Origin of the sequence: Vibrio sp. 2-Bac 85 (assembly GCF_037546705.1) — a bacterium.
Taxonomy (GTDB): domain Bacteria; phylum Pseudomonadota; class Gammaproteobacteria; order Enterobacterales; family Psychromonadaceae; genus Psychromonas.
This window is the reverse complement of record NZ_JALAAB010000003.1, coordinates 37,698-52,546: the sequence shown is the minus strand read 5'-3', so window position 1 is coordinate 52,546 and position 14,849 is coordinate 37,698. Positions and strand designations below refer to the sequence as shown.

At 35.5% G+C, this 14,849-nt stretch carries 11 protein-coding genes; 2 read left to right on the top strand and 9 right to left on the bottom strand.

The window, feature by feature from the left end; genetic code table 11:
• Positions 1-209: 209 nt before the first annotated feature.
• Positions 210-620 (top strand): ribosome hibernation-promoting factor, HPF/YfiA family, encoded by a 411-nt coding sequence (gene hpf / locus MT390_RS04600; RefSeq protein WP_028867371.1) that lies wholly within the window; start codon positions 210-212, stop codon positions 618-620.
• Positions 621-934: 314 nt separating this feature from the next.
• On the opposite strand, the gene tyrA is transcribed toward hpf, so the two are convergent.
• Positions 935-2,065, bottom strand: a complete 1,131-nt coding sequence (gene tyrA, locus MT390_RS04595) for a bifunctional chorismate mutase/prephenate dehydrogenase (protein ID WP_499439865.1) — start codon at positions 2,063-2,065, stop codon at positions 935-937.
• Between the two features lie 10 nt (positions 2,066-2,075).
• Entirely contained in the window at positions 2,076-3,143 is a 1,068-nt protein-coding gene (locus MT390_RS04590) for a 3-deoxy-7-phosphoheptulonate synthase (protein WP_299659983.1), read from the bottom strand.
• Positions 3,144-3,338: 195 nt separating this feature from the next.
• Here MT390_RS04590 and MT390_RS04585 point away from each other — a divergent pair, with 195 nt between their 5' ends.
• Positions 3,339-4,451 (top strand): GNAT family N-acetyltransferase, encoded by a 1,113-nt coding sequence (locus MT390_RS04585; protein WP_499439863.1) that lies wholly within the window; start codon positions 3,339-3,341, stop codon positions 4,449-4,451.
• Between the two features lie 92 nt (positions 4,452-4,543).
• Here the strand turns inward: MT390_RS04585 and MT390_RS04580 are convergent, their stop codons facing one another.
• From MT390_RS04580 to MT390_RS04550, 7 genes are all read right to left on the bottom strand, one after another.
• Positions 4,544-6,514, bottom strand: coding sequence for an alginate lyase family protein (locus MT390_RS04580; RefSeq protein ID WP_499439861.1), 1,971 nt, complete (start codon positions 6,512-6,514; stop codon positions 4,544-4,546).
• A 108-nt stretch (positions 6,515-6,622) separates the two neighbouring features.
• Positions 6,623-8,101, bottom strand: coding sequence for an exosortase C-terminal domain/associated protein EpsI (locus MT390_RS04575; protein ID WP_499439859.1), 1,479 nt, complete (start codon positions 8,099-8,101; stop codon positions 6,623-6,625).
• A 29-nt stretch (positions 8,102-8,130) separates the two neighbouring features.
• Positions 8,131-9,273 carry a glycosyltransferase family 4 protein gene (locus MT390_RS04570; protein WP_499439857.1) on the bottom strand — a complete coding sequence of 381 codons (1,143 nt, stop codon included), beginning with the start codon at positions 9,271-9,273 and terminating at the stop codon, positions 8,131-8,133.
• A gap of 8 nt (positions 9,274-9,281) precedes the next feature.
• Positions 9,282-10,403 carry a glycosyltransferase family 4 protein gene (locus tag MT390_RS04565; protein ID WP_499439855.1) on the bottom strand — a complete coding sequence of 374 codons (1,122 nt, stop codon included), beginning with the start codon at positions 10,401-10,403 and terminating at the stop codon, positions 9,282-9,284.
• A gap of 61 nt (positions 10,404-10,464) precedes the next feature.
• Complete coding sequence (locus MT390_RS04560; protein WP_499439853.1) at positions 10,465-11,391, bottom strand: polysaccharide deacetylase family protein; 927 nt, start codon at positions 11,389-11,391, stop codon at positions 10,465-10,467.
• 156 nt (positions 11,392-11,547) lie between these two features.
• A complete protein-coding gene (locus tag MT390_RS04555; protein WP_499439851.1) occupies positions 11,548-12,699 on the bottom strand; it encodes a glycosyltransferase family 4 protein in 1,152 nt (383 codons plus the stop codon).
• Between the two features lie 180 nt (positions 12,700-12,879).
• Positions 12,880-14,673, bottom strand: coding sequence for an acyltransferase family protein (locus tag MT390_RS04550; protein WP_499439849.1), 1,794 nt, complete (start codon positions 14,671-14,673; stop codon positions 12,880-12,882).
• Positions 14,674-14,849 lie beyond the last annotated feature (176 nt).

Here is a 14,849-nt window from a genome sequence, read left to right as displayed (position 1 = left end):
TCGCGGAACTTATTCACTCCAAAGTGGACTAACTTTTAGGTTTCAACAAGTAAAAGTTGAAGTTTTTTTAAGAAAATATGGTTAGGTCAAAGAATTACTTTGTTTATCTAAAAGGGCTATAAAGTGTGATCTAAGTCGCTTTTAATTTACAGTGAAAAGCCTAATCTATTTATGAACACAACAAGTGTTACAACAAAAAGGTGTCCTATATGAGAATTGAAATTACTAGCAAACAAATGACTATCACAGACACAATGCGCGCAAAAGTAGAGGAACGTTTTGAAAAATTAGAAAAACTACAAACTTCTCTTATCAATCCCCATTTTATTATCACTAAAGAGCCTAAAGGCATGAAAATTGAAGGTACTATTGGTGTACCAAACGGTAAAGTTTTTGCTCATGCAGAGCATGATGATTTATATGTTGCCATCAATCAACTATTCCAAAAAATTGAACGTCAACTAAATAAACATAACCATAAAGATGAAGCAAACCGTGCCAAGAATAATGGTAAAGACTTATGTCGTAACGGAGAAATTTCAGGAGAGCCTATTGAAGAGCCAGAAGTTGAAATTGAATCAGATGCTGAAATCAAATTAAATAAAGAGTTTGCTGCATAATTGTTATCAACAAGATGAATTAAAGCTCTTAGCTTTAAACAATCTTAAACAGTTTAAAAAATAATTAAAAAAGCAAATAAAAGGAGGTTAAACACCTCCTTTTTCGATCTTGGCAATTAATAAACTAACTTAAGTCCTAAACCTAACTGCTAGAGCTAATAACCAGCCTCATCGTAAATCTAAACACGACCCCTAATCATCAAGTTAAACCTAGCATCTAAAGCAAGAAGCTAGGTCTAATGACTAAGTATAAAGCCTATCCTCAACAACCAAGCTTAATAAATAAGCCTAATAAGCTAGTACATTAATTGATGCTATGCCTTAGTTTCGTAATGACGATTATCATGTACTTGCTGAAGCATTACCCTGCTTTCATCCAAAAACAACGTAGAATAGTCACCCATCCAATTAGTCACAGATTTAAAACGGTCAATAAACTCCTCACGATTATTTGCTTCCAATAACTCAATCGCATCCGCGAAATGTTTATGGTATTGCTTGATCATGGTTAAATTGCTTTTTTGCGACAAAATAATATCTGCATATAAAGCAGGCTCTTGTGCAAATAAACGCCCTACCATCGCTAGCTCTAAGCGATAAATAGGAGAGCTTAAATCTAACAGTTGCTCTAAATCAGCATCAACTTCTTGCAAATGCACACCGTACACAAAACTCGTAAAATGACGTAATGCTTGGATCAAGGTCATTGACTGATCATGTGTTGGTGCCGCAACAGGATACAAGTGCGCGCCCCAAATTTTCATTTGGTCAATCAACCATTGATACTTCTCTGGGTCACGACCATCACAGTACACAATCACTTGTTTTGCAAAGCTTGATATATCTGGACCGAACATTGGGTGTAAACCAACCACAGGACCTTTATGAACCGCTAACATCTCAGTTAAAGGGGAGTCCTTAATACTGGTAATATCGGTTAAAATACAATCTTCAGGTAAGAAAGTAAGTTGCTTGATCACATCAACAGTGACATCAATTGGCGAACCCACAATAACGAGTCCCGCTTTGCTACAAATAGCTTCAGCTTGATCCCAGTTACTACGGCCCAGAATATCAACGTCATAGCCAGATAGTTTAAACATCTCGACAAAACGCTGTCCTAGTAAACCATTACCACCAATGATCACAATACGCTTCATATCAGGATTAACAGTTTTAAAGCCAGTATCATTTTCACTAGCATAAGACTCACGCATGGTACGGCGTAAAATATCTTCAATAAGATTCGCTGGCACACCTTTTTGCTCAGCTTCTTCACGACGTTTAGCTAACATCGCGGCTTCACGCTCTGGCACATAAATAGGCAAGCCATGCTTAGTTTTAACTTCGCCAACTTCTCCTACTAGGCGTAAACGCTCTGCTAATAAATCAATGATTTGCTGATCAACAGCATCAATCTGATCTCTTAATTTAGTTAAAGGCATAATTTACTTCTTATCTGTTTTTGATAGCATCTTTTAACAATGCAGTCGCTTCACTCAATAATTCACACGTTGTTTGCCAATCGATACAAGCATCAGTTACTGATACACCGTATTGTAATTGCTCAGCTGGTAATGATGCGGGTTGGTTACCTGCATTAATATTACTTTCTAACATAATACCTATGATAGATTTATTACCTTCAACAACTTGATTGAAAACATTTTTTGCAACTAAAGGCTGTAATTCATGATTTTTACTTGAGTTTTCATGGCTACAATCAACAATTAAGATATCTTCCATCTTAGCTTTTGATAATGCTTGTTCTGCTAATGCAACATTAATTGAATCGTAGTTTGGTTTGCCACCGCCACCACGTAAAATAACATGTCCATCTTGATTACCAGCAGTTTGTAATAAAGCACTTTGGCCTAATTGATTGATACCCATGAAACGGTGCGGAGAAGAGGCTGATTGCATTGCATTAACAGCAGTAGAAAGACTACCGTCAGTACCGTTTTTAAAACCAACAGGCATTGATAAGCCACTCGCCATTTCACGGTGAGTTTGTGATTCAGTGGTACGTGCGCCGATAGCAGACCAGCTAAACAGATCGCCAATGTATTGTGGGCTAATTGGATCCAATGCTTCAGTCGCGATAGGTAAACCTAACTCTGAAATCCATAACAATAATTCACGCGCTTTTTTCAGGCCGGCTTCAATATCAAATGAATCATCCATATGAGGGTCGTTAATTAACCCTTTCCAACCCACTGTAGTACGTGGTTTTTCAAAATAAACACGCATAACAATATATAAAGTATCTTTATATTGTTCATGTAACTCTTTCAAACGGGTTGCATAGTCTTTTGCAGCTTCAACATCGTGAATAGAACAAGGACCACAAATCACTAAGAAACGTGGATCTTTTTTATGCACAATATTAGAAATAGTTTGACGAGATTCATGAATGAATTGATAAACACTATCAGAAGCCGGTAAAGAGGCTTTAAGCTCTGCTGGTGTAATTAAAACTGTTTCTGATTGGATGTGGATATTTTCATTTTGTCGCGTAGTCATTTTGCTCTCATTCATTATTAATAATGAAAGCATCATAGCATAGCGAAATAATAGATCATGTGATTAAGCGATAGAGGCCAGATAAATGCAGATTTAGTCAAAAATAATACATAAATTATCAGGCTTTGTTTTACACTGTAGGACAGGATTTTGTTTTTTAATTGATCTCATGAGATTTAAGGTGCTGATACGGATATGCAAATAATAACTTCCCACATTATTACCTCATGGTCAGAAGTCGATCAACTTAAAAAAAGTTGGAATACTTTATTGCATCAATCTGATGCTGATAATATTTTCTTAACCTGGCAGTGGATTGATAGCTGGAAAAAAACCTGCTCGGCCAATACCAAGCCATTTTTTGTGATATTAAAACAAGCAGAGCAAATTGTCGCTATCGCCCCTTTCTATATTCAACCATATCGACTATTCAAATGTATTAATTATAACGTACTACGTTTCGCCGGTGACCAAGGTATAGGCTCGGAGTATTCCAATTTTATCGTTAAACAAGAACATAGTATCGCCTTAAAAGAACAGCTATGGTCAGCATTAGTGGCAAGCCATAAAAAATCACATTGGGATATTATTTGGTATAGCAACGTTGCGAGTTGGACGAGAGGTGGAGAAACATTAATTGCAGCGTTGAATAAAACAAAAAAGCTAAAGCAACAATCACGTGAAGTCGAATTTGCCAATACCGACCTAGAAAAAATCTCAGAGCAAGTCCTCCCTTCCCTGTCTAAAAGTTTGCGCACTAATATCAAACAAACCCAAGGTTATTTAAGCCGACAAGGTCAATGGCAAGTGAGTTTCTGCGATAACCCAACGCAACTCGAAGAAGAGTTGCAACAGTTATTTACATTACACAATTTACGTTGGCAAAAAGCGGGTTTACAAGGTTCCTTTGCAAGAAGGCCTGAAATGGCAGCCTTTTATTCTCATTTTGTGCCTAGAGCATTACAACAGGGCTGGCTACGTTTAGCTAAATTAGAGTGTGAAGGTATTACCCAAGCAATGCAGATTGGTTATGTATATCAAGAACAATTTTTTGCATTACAAGAAGGTTTTAACGCTGAGTTTCAAAATGGAGTAGGGCAAGTTTTACGCTATCATGTTTTTCAGCAGTGTTTAAAAGAAGGGCTTACAGATTACGACTTTCTAGGTCAATATACAGATCATAAAAGACGCTGGCTCGCTGAAAAACGCAATGGGCATAACTTGATGATTTGGCCAAATACAATCAAAAACATCATATTTAATGTCATGACTATCTGGCCAACAGGAAGATATCTAAAACCCTTATAAATAGCGATTAATAAGGGTTAAATGCCTGTTTTAAGTAATTAACTAAATGTTTTATTTATAAATTTAATCATTAAACAATTAGTAAAAAACGGTTAAGCACCCCATGAGATACTTGTTGTAAACGCTCTATCCTCACTAATGTGAGCAGATATAGCTAACGTAGTAATCGCCACTTTCTGATGATAACCACGACTTAACCAGCCCAATGATGGCGTCTGTTTATCTTCACTCTCCACGCCAGTGATTAGCTCAGCAGAGCTTCTTTCTGGCAGTTTAATGGTGATTTGATCATTACCCAACAACAAATGACAAACGCCATTACTAATCTCAATATTCTGACAATTTTCAGAAAAATGAAAATAAATAACAATATCGTGTTGGCCTTGTGTTTTAAGTTCGTCCGTAATATCAATCTGCTTTTCTAACACATTCAGTTTAATACTACGTTGATGCGTTACCGGAGAGCCTAAACGTTGATAACCATTATGCTCAGCGACCAGTTCGCCACCCAGCTCACTAGGTAACCACTTACAACAAGAAGCTTGGGCATGAGACTCCCACATAAAAGGCCCCGTCATAACAGACTGATCTAAGCCGTCAATTTCGACAGTATTATGCGCCTGGGTTTTACGGAAATGATTACGCCATTGTGGAAAGCTAAAATAATCATAGGTTCCTGTATCAACAAACAAATCATTTCGATTAATACGCACCACACAGCTCAGTGCATCGGCATGGCCATGAGCAGCAATTGCCGTATAACCTAACTCAGCAGCATCCACTAATATACTTGCTTGATTACCTTCACTCACTTTACCAGCTTGCAGTAAATAATAACCAGAGTCAGTAAACGCAAATGAGTTAAGTTCGTGTTCTTTAGTCGATGCTTGAGTCGTTGGCTGTTGTCTATTATTCAATAGCCAGAATGCAGATTCACTCGGTTGTTTTTTACCTTGAGCAAAGATTTCATCATCATAAAAATGGCTAACAATATCCGATAATGCATTAATATTATGAACATGATCTCCTAAATCAATAACATAACCATCATCTTGATCGCCCAACATTGGATAATGCTCACCACCTTCTGCAATAATTGCGATGAACTGGCTTAATTTCTTAAGCGTTTGCCAATACGCAGGTGAAAAATCATCTGTACTCCATTTACCGGCTAATGCCGTAAACAGATAAAATTGAAACACAAAGAATTGATAACTAAAGGCATGCTCTTTGGTACAGCCGTCATTGAAGGTTTGTGCCTGAATTTCATTTTCTAATACCGCTTTGCTTTTTTGTTGCCATTGCGGTGCATCTTTTAACATAGTGAAATAGCGTGCAGCAATATAAACACCCGCCGCTTCGCCAACTAAATGATTATTGGCAGAAGTACCTTGAGAAAACTTACCACTTACATCTCGACAATGTAAAAAAACACTTTCTAATAATCGTTCCTTAAAATCACCAACAAACAATCCAGAGTCTTTAATTAAATCAATTGTCCATACCCAACTAATCAAACGAATAGATAGCTCTAACGGACTACGCCAGTTCATCCCTTTACCGTAAGGATTTTGATCTAACCAGTGAGTAATTTGCTGCACAGCAGCCTGCGCATATTTAAGTTCACCGGTGACTTTATAAGCACGCGCTAACACTACCATTTGATGATGACGATTAGGCTCCCAAACTAACTTACAATCGCCATTATTTTTAAAATCACGGTAGTTAACGGAAAGAATATGGCCAAGGTTTGAGTAAATACCTGCACTATGGTCTTTATGCCAATTAATAGGTGATTCAAGGTGATGATCTTGTAAATCAAAGTAACTTAATTTATGCGCGATGATTGATTCAGCTTTAGCTAATAAAGGTGCTTTCCAAGCATCGTCATATTCAGCGACTTGCCCTTCAAACACACTAAAGCCAGGCTTAAAGGTGGCCTGTTGATCATATTGCTCGGTATATTGAACTTTAGGTACCCAGTTAAACTGAACGCGTAATCGCTCAATCCACGCATCACTTAAAGAAGTTATTCGCCAAGTGACTTCGTCAACTGACATCATTTTAATTCGTTTGATATACCAAGTAATAGGCTGCATTTATATGGTTAAACTCTTTAATTATTAATACTAAGGATTAAGTTATGAATACTAAGGGTTAAAGTATGAATACTAAGGATTAAGATATGAATGAATAAACTCACTCAATGTTTGTTCTGCTAACGCACTGTCCTGACCATCGAAGTCTAAGGCAACGGCAACCAGTGTTGCGCCAGGCTCCCCCACCAAAGCCGCTTGTACTTCAGCGAGTTTGGCTACCTTTTTGTCACTGGTGATCACACCGTTAATAACATACCAAGATGCAATCATACGGTATCGCGCCTGTGAACGCTGAACCACAACTAAGTTTGCCTGTTGCAAATATTGATTATCGAGTAAAGGTAATTTTTTATCTTCAACATCATACCAAAATTGATCATCATAAAGATAATTCTCCACAAAGATCATCTCACTAGCTTGTTCTTGCTTAACATAATCAGCCAGATAGACCTGAAAGCCCACATCGGCTTTAACGTAATAGAAAAATCGCTCTTTACTTGCGCCCTGCGAATAAGGCTTCCAATTCGGGCTATAGCTTTTACTTTCACCGGCCATTTCATATTGATTTAAAGTAGGCACAGTGAACGCATAATTTTCATTAAATCGAGAAGGGATCCAGTAAGTCGCCGCAATAAACACAATAAGTAAAGTAATGGCAGTGAGGGCATATGTTTTGTTAATAACATCTACTTGTTTTACAGGAAACGAGTCCACTGCCTTGTTATTAACAACGGCACTATCATCAAAGTAAGTACGTGCAATGTAAATAAGTGGCAATAAACAAAGCGCAAACACAATCCAACCAAAGGTTAAGTGGTCATGCACTATAAAGTGATTCATCTCAGTGTAAGTACCAACAACGATAATAATAATGATACGTAACCAATTGGCTAACACGGCGATAACCAAGCAAATAATTAAAAAAGTAAGTGTTTTTTTCTGCGATAATTTATTAATAAAACTAACAAAAAATGCTAATAATGCCGATACCATGAAAAAGCCCAAACCAGAACAAGCAGGCTCAACATCAAACAAACCACCAGCTGTTGATAAGCGGTAACCGTCTCGACCGACCGGAATACCAATTAACTCTGGCCCCCATTGGCCTGCAGCAGTAGATAATTCACGCAGTGGAAATTGTAAAATATTCCAGACAGGAAATATAAGAAACAACATGATAAAAGGTAATGCACAGGCTTGAAGTGTCTTAAGGCCATATAAAGCACTAAATAGAAATAGAATAATAAAAAATAAAGCCAGTAATTGTAATTGCTGAATACTAGCGAGCATAGCAACAAGATTGACTAATAAACTACCTAGCAACCCAACAGTACAAATAATAAAGGAGGTAGTTGTGTTTTTACTTAATCTAATCGATTTACGCTTGGTCCAAAAAGCATATATGACAACAAATATCCCCAAAAAACCGTGACTATATGGGCCATCACTATTCCACTCATCAAAGATAGCAGACAAGGCAGGAAGATTAACTAATAAAAGAATAGCTAAAGGAACAACAAAGAAAGTATGAATCGAGTTTTTTTTAAACAAAAGAAGTTGCTCCAAAGGGACTTAAAATTTTATTCATGCATTAATACTTCATGATAAACAGCAACAGTTCTCGCTGCGACTTGGTCTGAATGATACAAATCTAATGCTAATTGTCGTGATTTCTCCTGCATTTTTTTCGCTAATTCAGGATTGCTCAGAATACGCTCACATTTAGCCGCAATATCCTTCTCATCAAAGGGATTAATTAAAAAGCCTGTTTCCCCATTTTTAACCATATACGGCATACCACAGCGATTTGATGTTACCACTGGTACTCCCACCGCCATAGCTTCTTCAATGCCCATTGGAGAGTTTTCTTCTAAAGAGGCTAATGCATATATAGAAGCGTGAATAAGCTCTTGCATCACTTCAGATGTAGAAATTCGGCCCAATAACTGTACATGCTTATCAAGATTATTCTTACGAATAAAATCTAACATCTCTTGCATATATTGCTCATCACCAACACTGCCTGCGATACGAAGTTCAACTTCAGTCCCTTTATCAACAAGTAGCTTTACCGCTTTCACTAATTGCAATGTATTCTTTCGCGGACAGATTACAGCGGAGGTAAAAATTATCCTTGGTTTCTCATCGCGCACTAACTTAAAAAAATCATCAGAAATTGGATTGTCAATATCATAAATAATAGCATCAGAGACAAGGGAAACACGTTCTCGTACATAGGGGCTAATAGAAATGATATTCGGCTGTTTCGCCCAACTACTTTTTTCTATTTTTTCCCATATTTTAGAACGTAGCCATTTAAATTTTCCCTGTGAAAATAAGGTATCACCATAAATAAAGCCATGAACAGTAAATGCCTTAGGGATATTAATATCTTGAACCATTATACCGTAGGTATCATGTGCATGAATAAGGTCAGGTTTTAATTGTTGAATATAACTCTCAACCAATCTTTTACTTTTTCCTATAGCAGTAATAAGCTCACTACCAGTAGGTTTAGGTAAACGGTGAATTTTTACCTTCCCCCAATTTTCAATTACCACCGCAGTGACACTGCTACATAACGTCAGCACATCAATATTTAGATTTGAATAGGCAGATAGTGATCGAACTAAATTAACACTAACGGCTTCAACACCACCTAATGGACGATTAGAGTCAACAGGAAATTGTGTAACAAAAGCGAGTTTAATCACATTCATCATTATGATTCTTATTTAGTTAAATTAGCGAAGATGCCTTCAAAACGTTCCATCACTTGATCGACAGAGTGATTACTTTGATAATAATGTCGTGCATTAGCAGAATATTCTAACCACAAGGCTTTATTACTACAAAGCTTTTTAATGCCATTGATAAGGTCTTCCTTATTTTCCGCAGGAAAACCTAACGCTTTATCACGGATTAGATTATCAGGGTCAAAGGTAGAAACAATAGGTAAACCTTCGCTCCATGCTTCTAAAAACGTGTTAGGAAAACCTTCATAAATAGACGAACAGCAAAAAACAGTGCTTGATCGATATAAATTAGGCATGTCAGCTCTAGCGACCATACCGAGATAAGAAACGTTACTTAATCGATCCATTGTTTCTCGCAACTCAAAGAAATATTGATCTTCATGGCCAGGACTTCCCCCCACAACAAAATTATACTCAGGCAACTTCGAAGCGATCTCTAGTAACAACTCTAACCGCTTACTTTCATGGATACGTGCAGCCCACAATATTGTTGGTTTATCTTCATTCCATTGCAATGGTTGATATTCTTCATTACTTGGACCTGGACATGGCATTGGCATAACAGAAGAGTCTAAGTTAAAGCCATTTTTAAGCGAATTCTTCTGCTTATTTGTTTGCGAAATAATCTCATGTGCATTAAACAAGCCGTATTTGTATAACATGCGCTCACGTATAGTATGCATAATAGGAAAGCCTACCTCAGCATCTGCATCGTTCGCTAATGAATATAAAAATTTCTTGTTATTGCTTTTACACCACATTGCCACTTGCCCAGTAATGTACTCTCCGCAGTTTTGGTAATAAACGTCTGCATCAGCCCTTTTCATTGCAGAAATTAACCCCGTCCAACGAGGGTGAAAAAAACGAATACCAGGTAGACCTGAATCTTGACGGCAGATTTTAATCACATGAATACCATCAATCACTTCATCTTCGCAGGAACCTTCTGACCAAGTTAATAGCGAGACTTTATGACCTTTTGCCACCAACCATTTAGCCATTAAACTCGTTTGTCTTTCGACCCCACCTATTGAACCTTGGTTGCCGCCAGTAACAGCACCATATGAAAAATGAGCAACAAGACATATATTTAACATGATTATGTATTACCTCAACAATTAGAATATTTTTAAAGAATAGATGTAATAGAGATATTACCTACATTTTAGAATTAAGTAGATACAGCAATTCAGATTTTGTCTTATTTGAAGAAAAATTAAAACGCTTTAACGTCATTAAATCATCCTTTGATTGACATAAACCAACATCCGTGGAGAAAGCAGCCTTGTAGCCACTATTTTTCACTAACGATATTGCTTGTTTATTATAGTTACCGTTAGGGTAGCAAAAATAATGACATTGAGTTGATAACTCATCTTCGATACGCACTTTAGATTGTTGTAGTTGTACGATAATCTGCGCTTCAGATAAGCTATCGAGGCGCCAATGGTCAACCGTATGACTGCCAACATCAAGTAGGTTAAGCTTAACGGCATCTTTTAATTGTTCCCATGAAACGATGCCAGACCAGTCATCTTCAACACAAATATCACGTAATGCTTTACCTGAACGTGATTCAAGCATTTCAGAAAGCGCATTAAACAACTGATTCATATCAATATCGTCAGTAAAAGCGTACTTACAATCATCTCTAAATTTTTGATAGCTGGCTTTTAAGGCAGGCAAAGAAGTTGCGTCAAAACAATATTTATTCCCTTGGTATTCAAACGAAATCAATTCTCCCATATTCTGCTGCAACGCATAATCTAACCGGTCAAACCAAAATGGTAGTGTGGAATCAAGGTGCCCCGTTGCTACAAATAAAACCGGCTTAATACCAAACTCGTTACAAATAGGTAGCGCATAATCAATATTATTTCGATATCCATCATCAAAAGTAATCAGCAACGCATTTTTGATGTTCGGTACTTTACCTTCTAACATATCGACACATTGTTCTATCGTTATAAATTGATAATATTGGGAAAGAATATTTAGTGTACGTTTTAGCCCATTAGGACTAAGTTGTTCTCTTAATGGCAACCAACTCGTTTGAGGATGAGGAGCCATAACACCATGCAGCATTAAGACACATATTTTTTTGCGATTTTTAAAATGCAAAGCTTTTAAAAAACCAATTTTCAATAATATATTTAGAACTATTTTCTTTAAAAAACTTTTTATTTCCATAAATATATACTTCATTAAACTTATTAAAATATCATTACTGTATGAAGTGTTTTATTTGTTGATCAGATTTTTATAATGGTTCAACACACTATCAACATAAACTTCTATGCTAAATTTTTGTAAACCTTGTTTGGCAGTTTCTACTAGTTGTGTTTGTAAATCGATATCTGATATTACTCGAATTATCTGTTTCGCCAGTTCATCTGAGTTTCCTCTTTCAAAAAGAAGCCCATTTTCACCATCCTTTATTATTTCTGAAATCCCTCCTGCGTCAGTTGCGATACAGGGAACTCCAGCTGCCATAGCTTCAACAAGAGAAGCCCCTGCACCTTCAGATCGAGATGGAAAAATAAACAGCTCACTTGCAGTTAGAATATCAGGGATATCACTACGGTTACCTGCAAAAATAACTTTATCATCTAAGTTAAAATATTTAATTTGAGAACAAATTTTTTGATAATAGGATTCGGAGGTTTTTTTTCCTACAAACAACAACTTAACATCAGGAAAAACCTCACAAACTTTAGCAAATGCTGGAACAGCAATATCCCAACCTTTAACTTCTATAAAGTGACCAACAGCAGTAATTAGGTAGTCTGATTTTAGGATATTGAACTCATCCCTGATCTCTGAATTCTGATGTGGAATATTGAATAACTCTAGGTGAACGGGGACATCAACAATAGAAATTTTATTCTCAAAACCAACTTGAGAACATATTTCTTGTTTTGCGGCATCACTGATAGCTAAAATTCTGTTTGCAAACCAACAAGTAATTCGGGTACTTGGCATTAGCCTTTTTAAACCTGTAGGCGAAATACCTTCTTCATAATAAGAAGACATAGATAACTTTGACCATACTCTAATCGGTACTCTTGCAAACATAGCGGCAATAATAGGGCTTGTGTGATCATTATAACAATGAAATACATCACACTTTATTTTATGAAGAAACTTAATGTTTCTATAAATACTGAAAAAATCAAAATTCCTTCTAGATCTTGGGTGATATATGACTTTACAGCCTGCTTCTAAAAAAGGAGTTACTAATTCGAGATTATCTGGCTCTTTAGACAACACTAACCAATTATTCCACCCTTCAGCTTGGCATTTCTTAACCAAATTTAAAGCGCTAAGCCATTTTGATGTTGCAATTATTGGGAATCCTCCCCAATAATGAACAATATTTATTTCATTCTGCAACTTCAATCACCTTAAATTAATCATGCAACATTTAAATATTATATTCTAAAATATCACTATAAAATAACTTCTTATTTATAGTCCGAGTTACCAAAGAAGTAAATCACTTGTTGTTAATATTGTTAGACTAAAGTATCAAAATAGCTTGCAGGTCCTATAAAATTTTATATATTTAGAGCACTAATCTTTTATTACGAGAGTTGATATTTTATTTAATATGATATCGGCAATAAATTTTGAGCCCTCATTATTTAGATGACCGTAATCAGATGCTATTAAGGAGTGCAAATCATTATTATTTACTTTAAATTTACATTTATCATTTGCGCATAATGTATTTAAAATACTAATGTAAGTATATATTTTTCTATCTTCTTTAAGCATTAAATTATCACTACCAAATATTCTATAATCCATATCTTTTTTGTTAATTAAATCACTATCTAAGTACTTTTTTGCGACTAATAATGGAAGGTCACCTTTAAATTGAGGTACAGGGCCAATAACAACAACATGTTCAACTCCATATATCTTTAATTCATTAGTAATACTTATCCAATCATTTTCATCATGCCTATTTTTTTGTGCTAGGATGACTACTGATGGCTTCTTCAAAATAATTTGCCTTAGGGCTTCTTTGTTATTAATATTGCATTGAATACGAGACTTTAATACATAATCAGGATATTTCAAACTAGGCGAACATGATGTTGTTGTTACCTCTGTAATATTGGAGAGACTTTCTTTTAATCCTGAGTATAAGGCGCGGGCATGTGAATCACCCCATAAAAACAACCCACCATTTTCACAAAAATCATTGCTACAAGTATTATCTATCCATGGGGTATTATCTTTATAGTTTTCATAATAGGTTACTAAATCGTTCTCTGGAGTGTCGGATATACTTCTATTAGATATCAGCTCTTTATTTAATAATAAAATTGAGCATGAAGCTATGACCATGAATGATATTGTTTTAATGGGATTGTTGAAACCGCCTTTTTCTATAAACTTAAAAGACAAGTACCCTAAAAAGATAGAAATTAAAAGACCCGCAATAATGGTTATTGGGTTCTCTATGTCCAAATACCTATTTATTAGGTAAACCACAATCCAATGCCACAAATAAATAGAATAAGACCAGAGACCTATTGCTTGCATGATTTTATTTTTTAATAGAATTGAATCACAGTTCGATACCAGTATTAAAAACGCTCCCAAAGTCGGTACAATTGCAAAATAACTGGGCCATAATGTTTCTTTTGTAAAAAATACACATGAAATAAAAATAAATAGAAAACCTACCAGCTGAGTTAACTTTCTAAGTTTATTATTAACATTAAAGTTAACTAGAAATGCCACACCACCGAGTAGCATTTCCCAACCTCTAGTTGGTAGTAAGAAGTATGATGAAGTTGCCCACAAAGGCGTTGCATAAATACTCAACAAAAAACTAAAAAAACAAGCAATAAATATAGATATTTTTGTCACTTTAAGATTAAAGAATTTTTTAATTGTAACAAGGACTAGAGGGTAAATAATATAAAACTGCCATTCAACAGACAAAGACCATGTATGGAGGAGAATATTAGTTTCTGATCCGGGAGCAAAATAACTGGTAGTTTTCCAAAAGAAAATATTTGAAACAAAAAACATAGCTGTTGAAATTTGATTTAAGCTGTTATATAGCTCTGGGTCATATAAAAAGAAATAAGAAAAAATCAAAGAAAATAAACAAACTATTAACAATGGCGGTACAATTCTTTTTCCTCTGGCTTTAATAAAACCACCTATATTAAATGTATTTTTTTCAAAACCCTTAAATATAATTCCAGTCATTAAAAAACCAGAGATGACAAAAAAAATATCGACACCTACAAAACCACCAGATAAGAACCATACATCAAAGTGAAAAAGGCTAACAGTAATCACTGCTATTCCTCGCAGTCCATTTATGTCATATCTGAATTTCAAAATACTATCCTAATAAAAATCATTAGTTTATAAGATATGTATATTCATTGATAATGATTTTTTGAATTTTACTGTTTTATTGTCGACGGACTCCCATAAAAATCACAATCTACCTAAATGTATAACTAGGTTAGATAATAAGGGCAAGACTATGAAGCCACACCATTAATTTGATT

What these genes read in the sequence shown, in the direction of transcription:
- MT390_RS04590 (WP_299659983.1), bottom strand. Translation starts at nt 3,143, where the DNA reads ATGACTACGCGACAAAATGAAAATATCCACATCCAATCAGAAACAGTT.
- MT390_RS04585 (WP_499439863.1), top strand. Translation starts at nt 3,339, where the DNA reads ATGCAAATAATAACTTCCCACATTATTACCTCATGGTCAGAAGTCGAT.
- MT390_RS04570 (WP_499439857.1), bottom strand. Translation starts at nt 9,273, where the DNA reads ATGATGAATGTGATTAAACTCGCTTTTGTTACACAATTTCCTGTTGAC.
- MT390_RS04580 (WP_499439861.1), bottom strand. Translation starts at nt 6,514, where the DNA reads ATGATGTCAGTTGACGAAGTCACTTGGCGAATAACTTCTTTAAGTGAT.
- MT390_RS04560 (WP_499439853.1), bottom strand. Translation starts at nt 11,391, where the DNA reads ATGCTGCATGGTGTTATGGCTCCTCATCCTCAAACGAGTTGGTTGCCA.
- hpf (WP_028867371.1), top strand. Translation starts at nt 210, where the DNA reads ATGAGAATTGAAATTACTAGCAAACAAATGACTATCACAGACACAATG.
- tyrA (WP_499439865.1), bottom strand. Translation starts at nt 2,065, where the DNA reads ATGCCTTTAACTAAATTAAGAGATCAGATTGATGCTGTTGATCAGCAA.
- MT390_RS04565 (WP_499439855.1), bottom strand. Translation starts at nt 10,403, where the DNA reads ATGTTAAATATATGTCTTGTTGCTCATTTTTCATATGGTGCTGTTACT.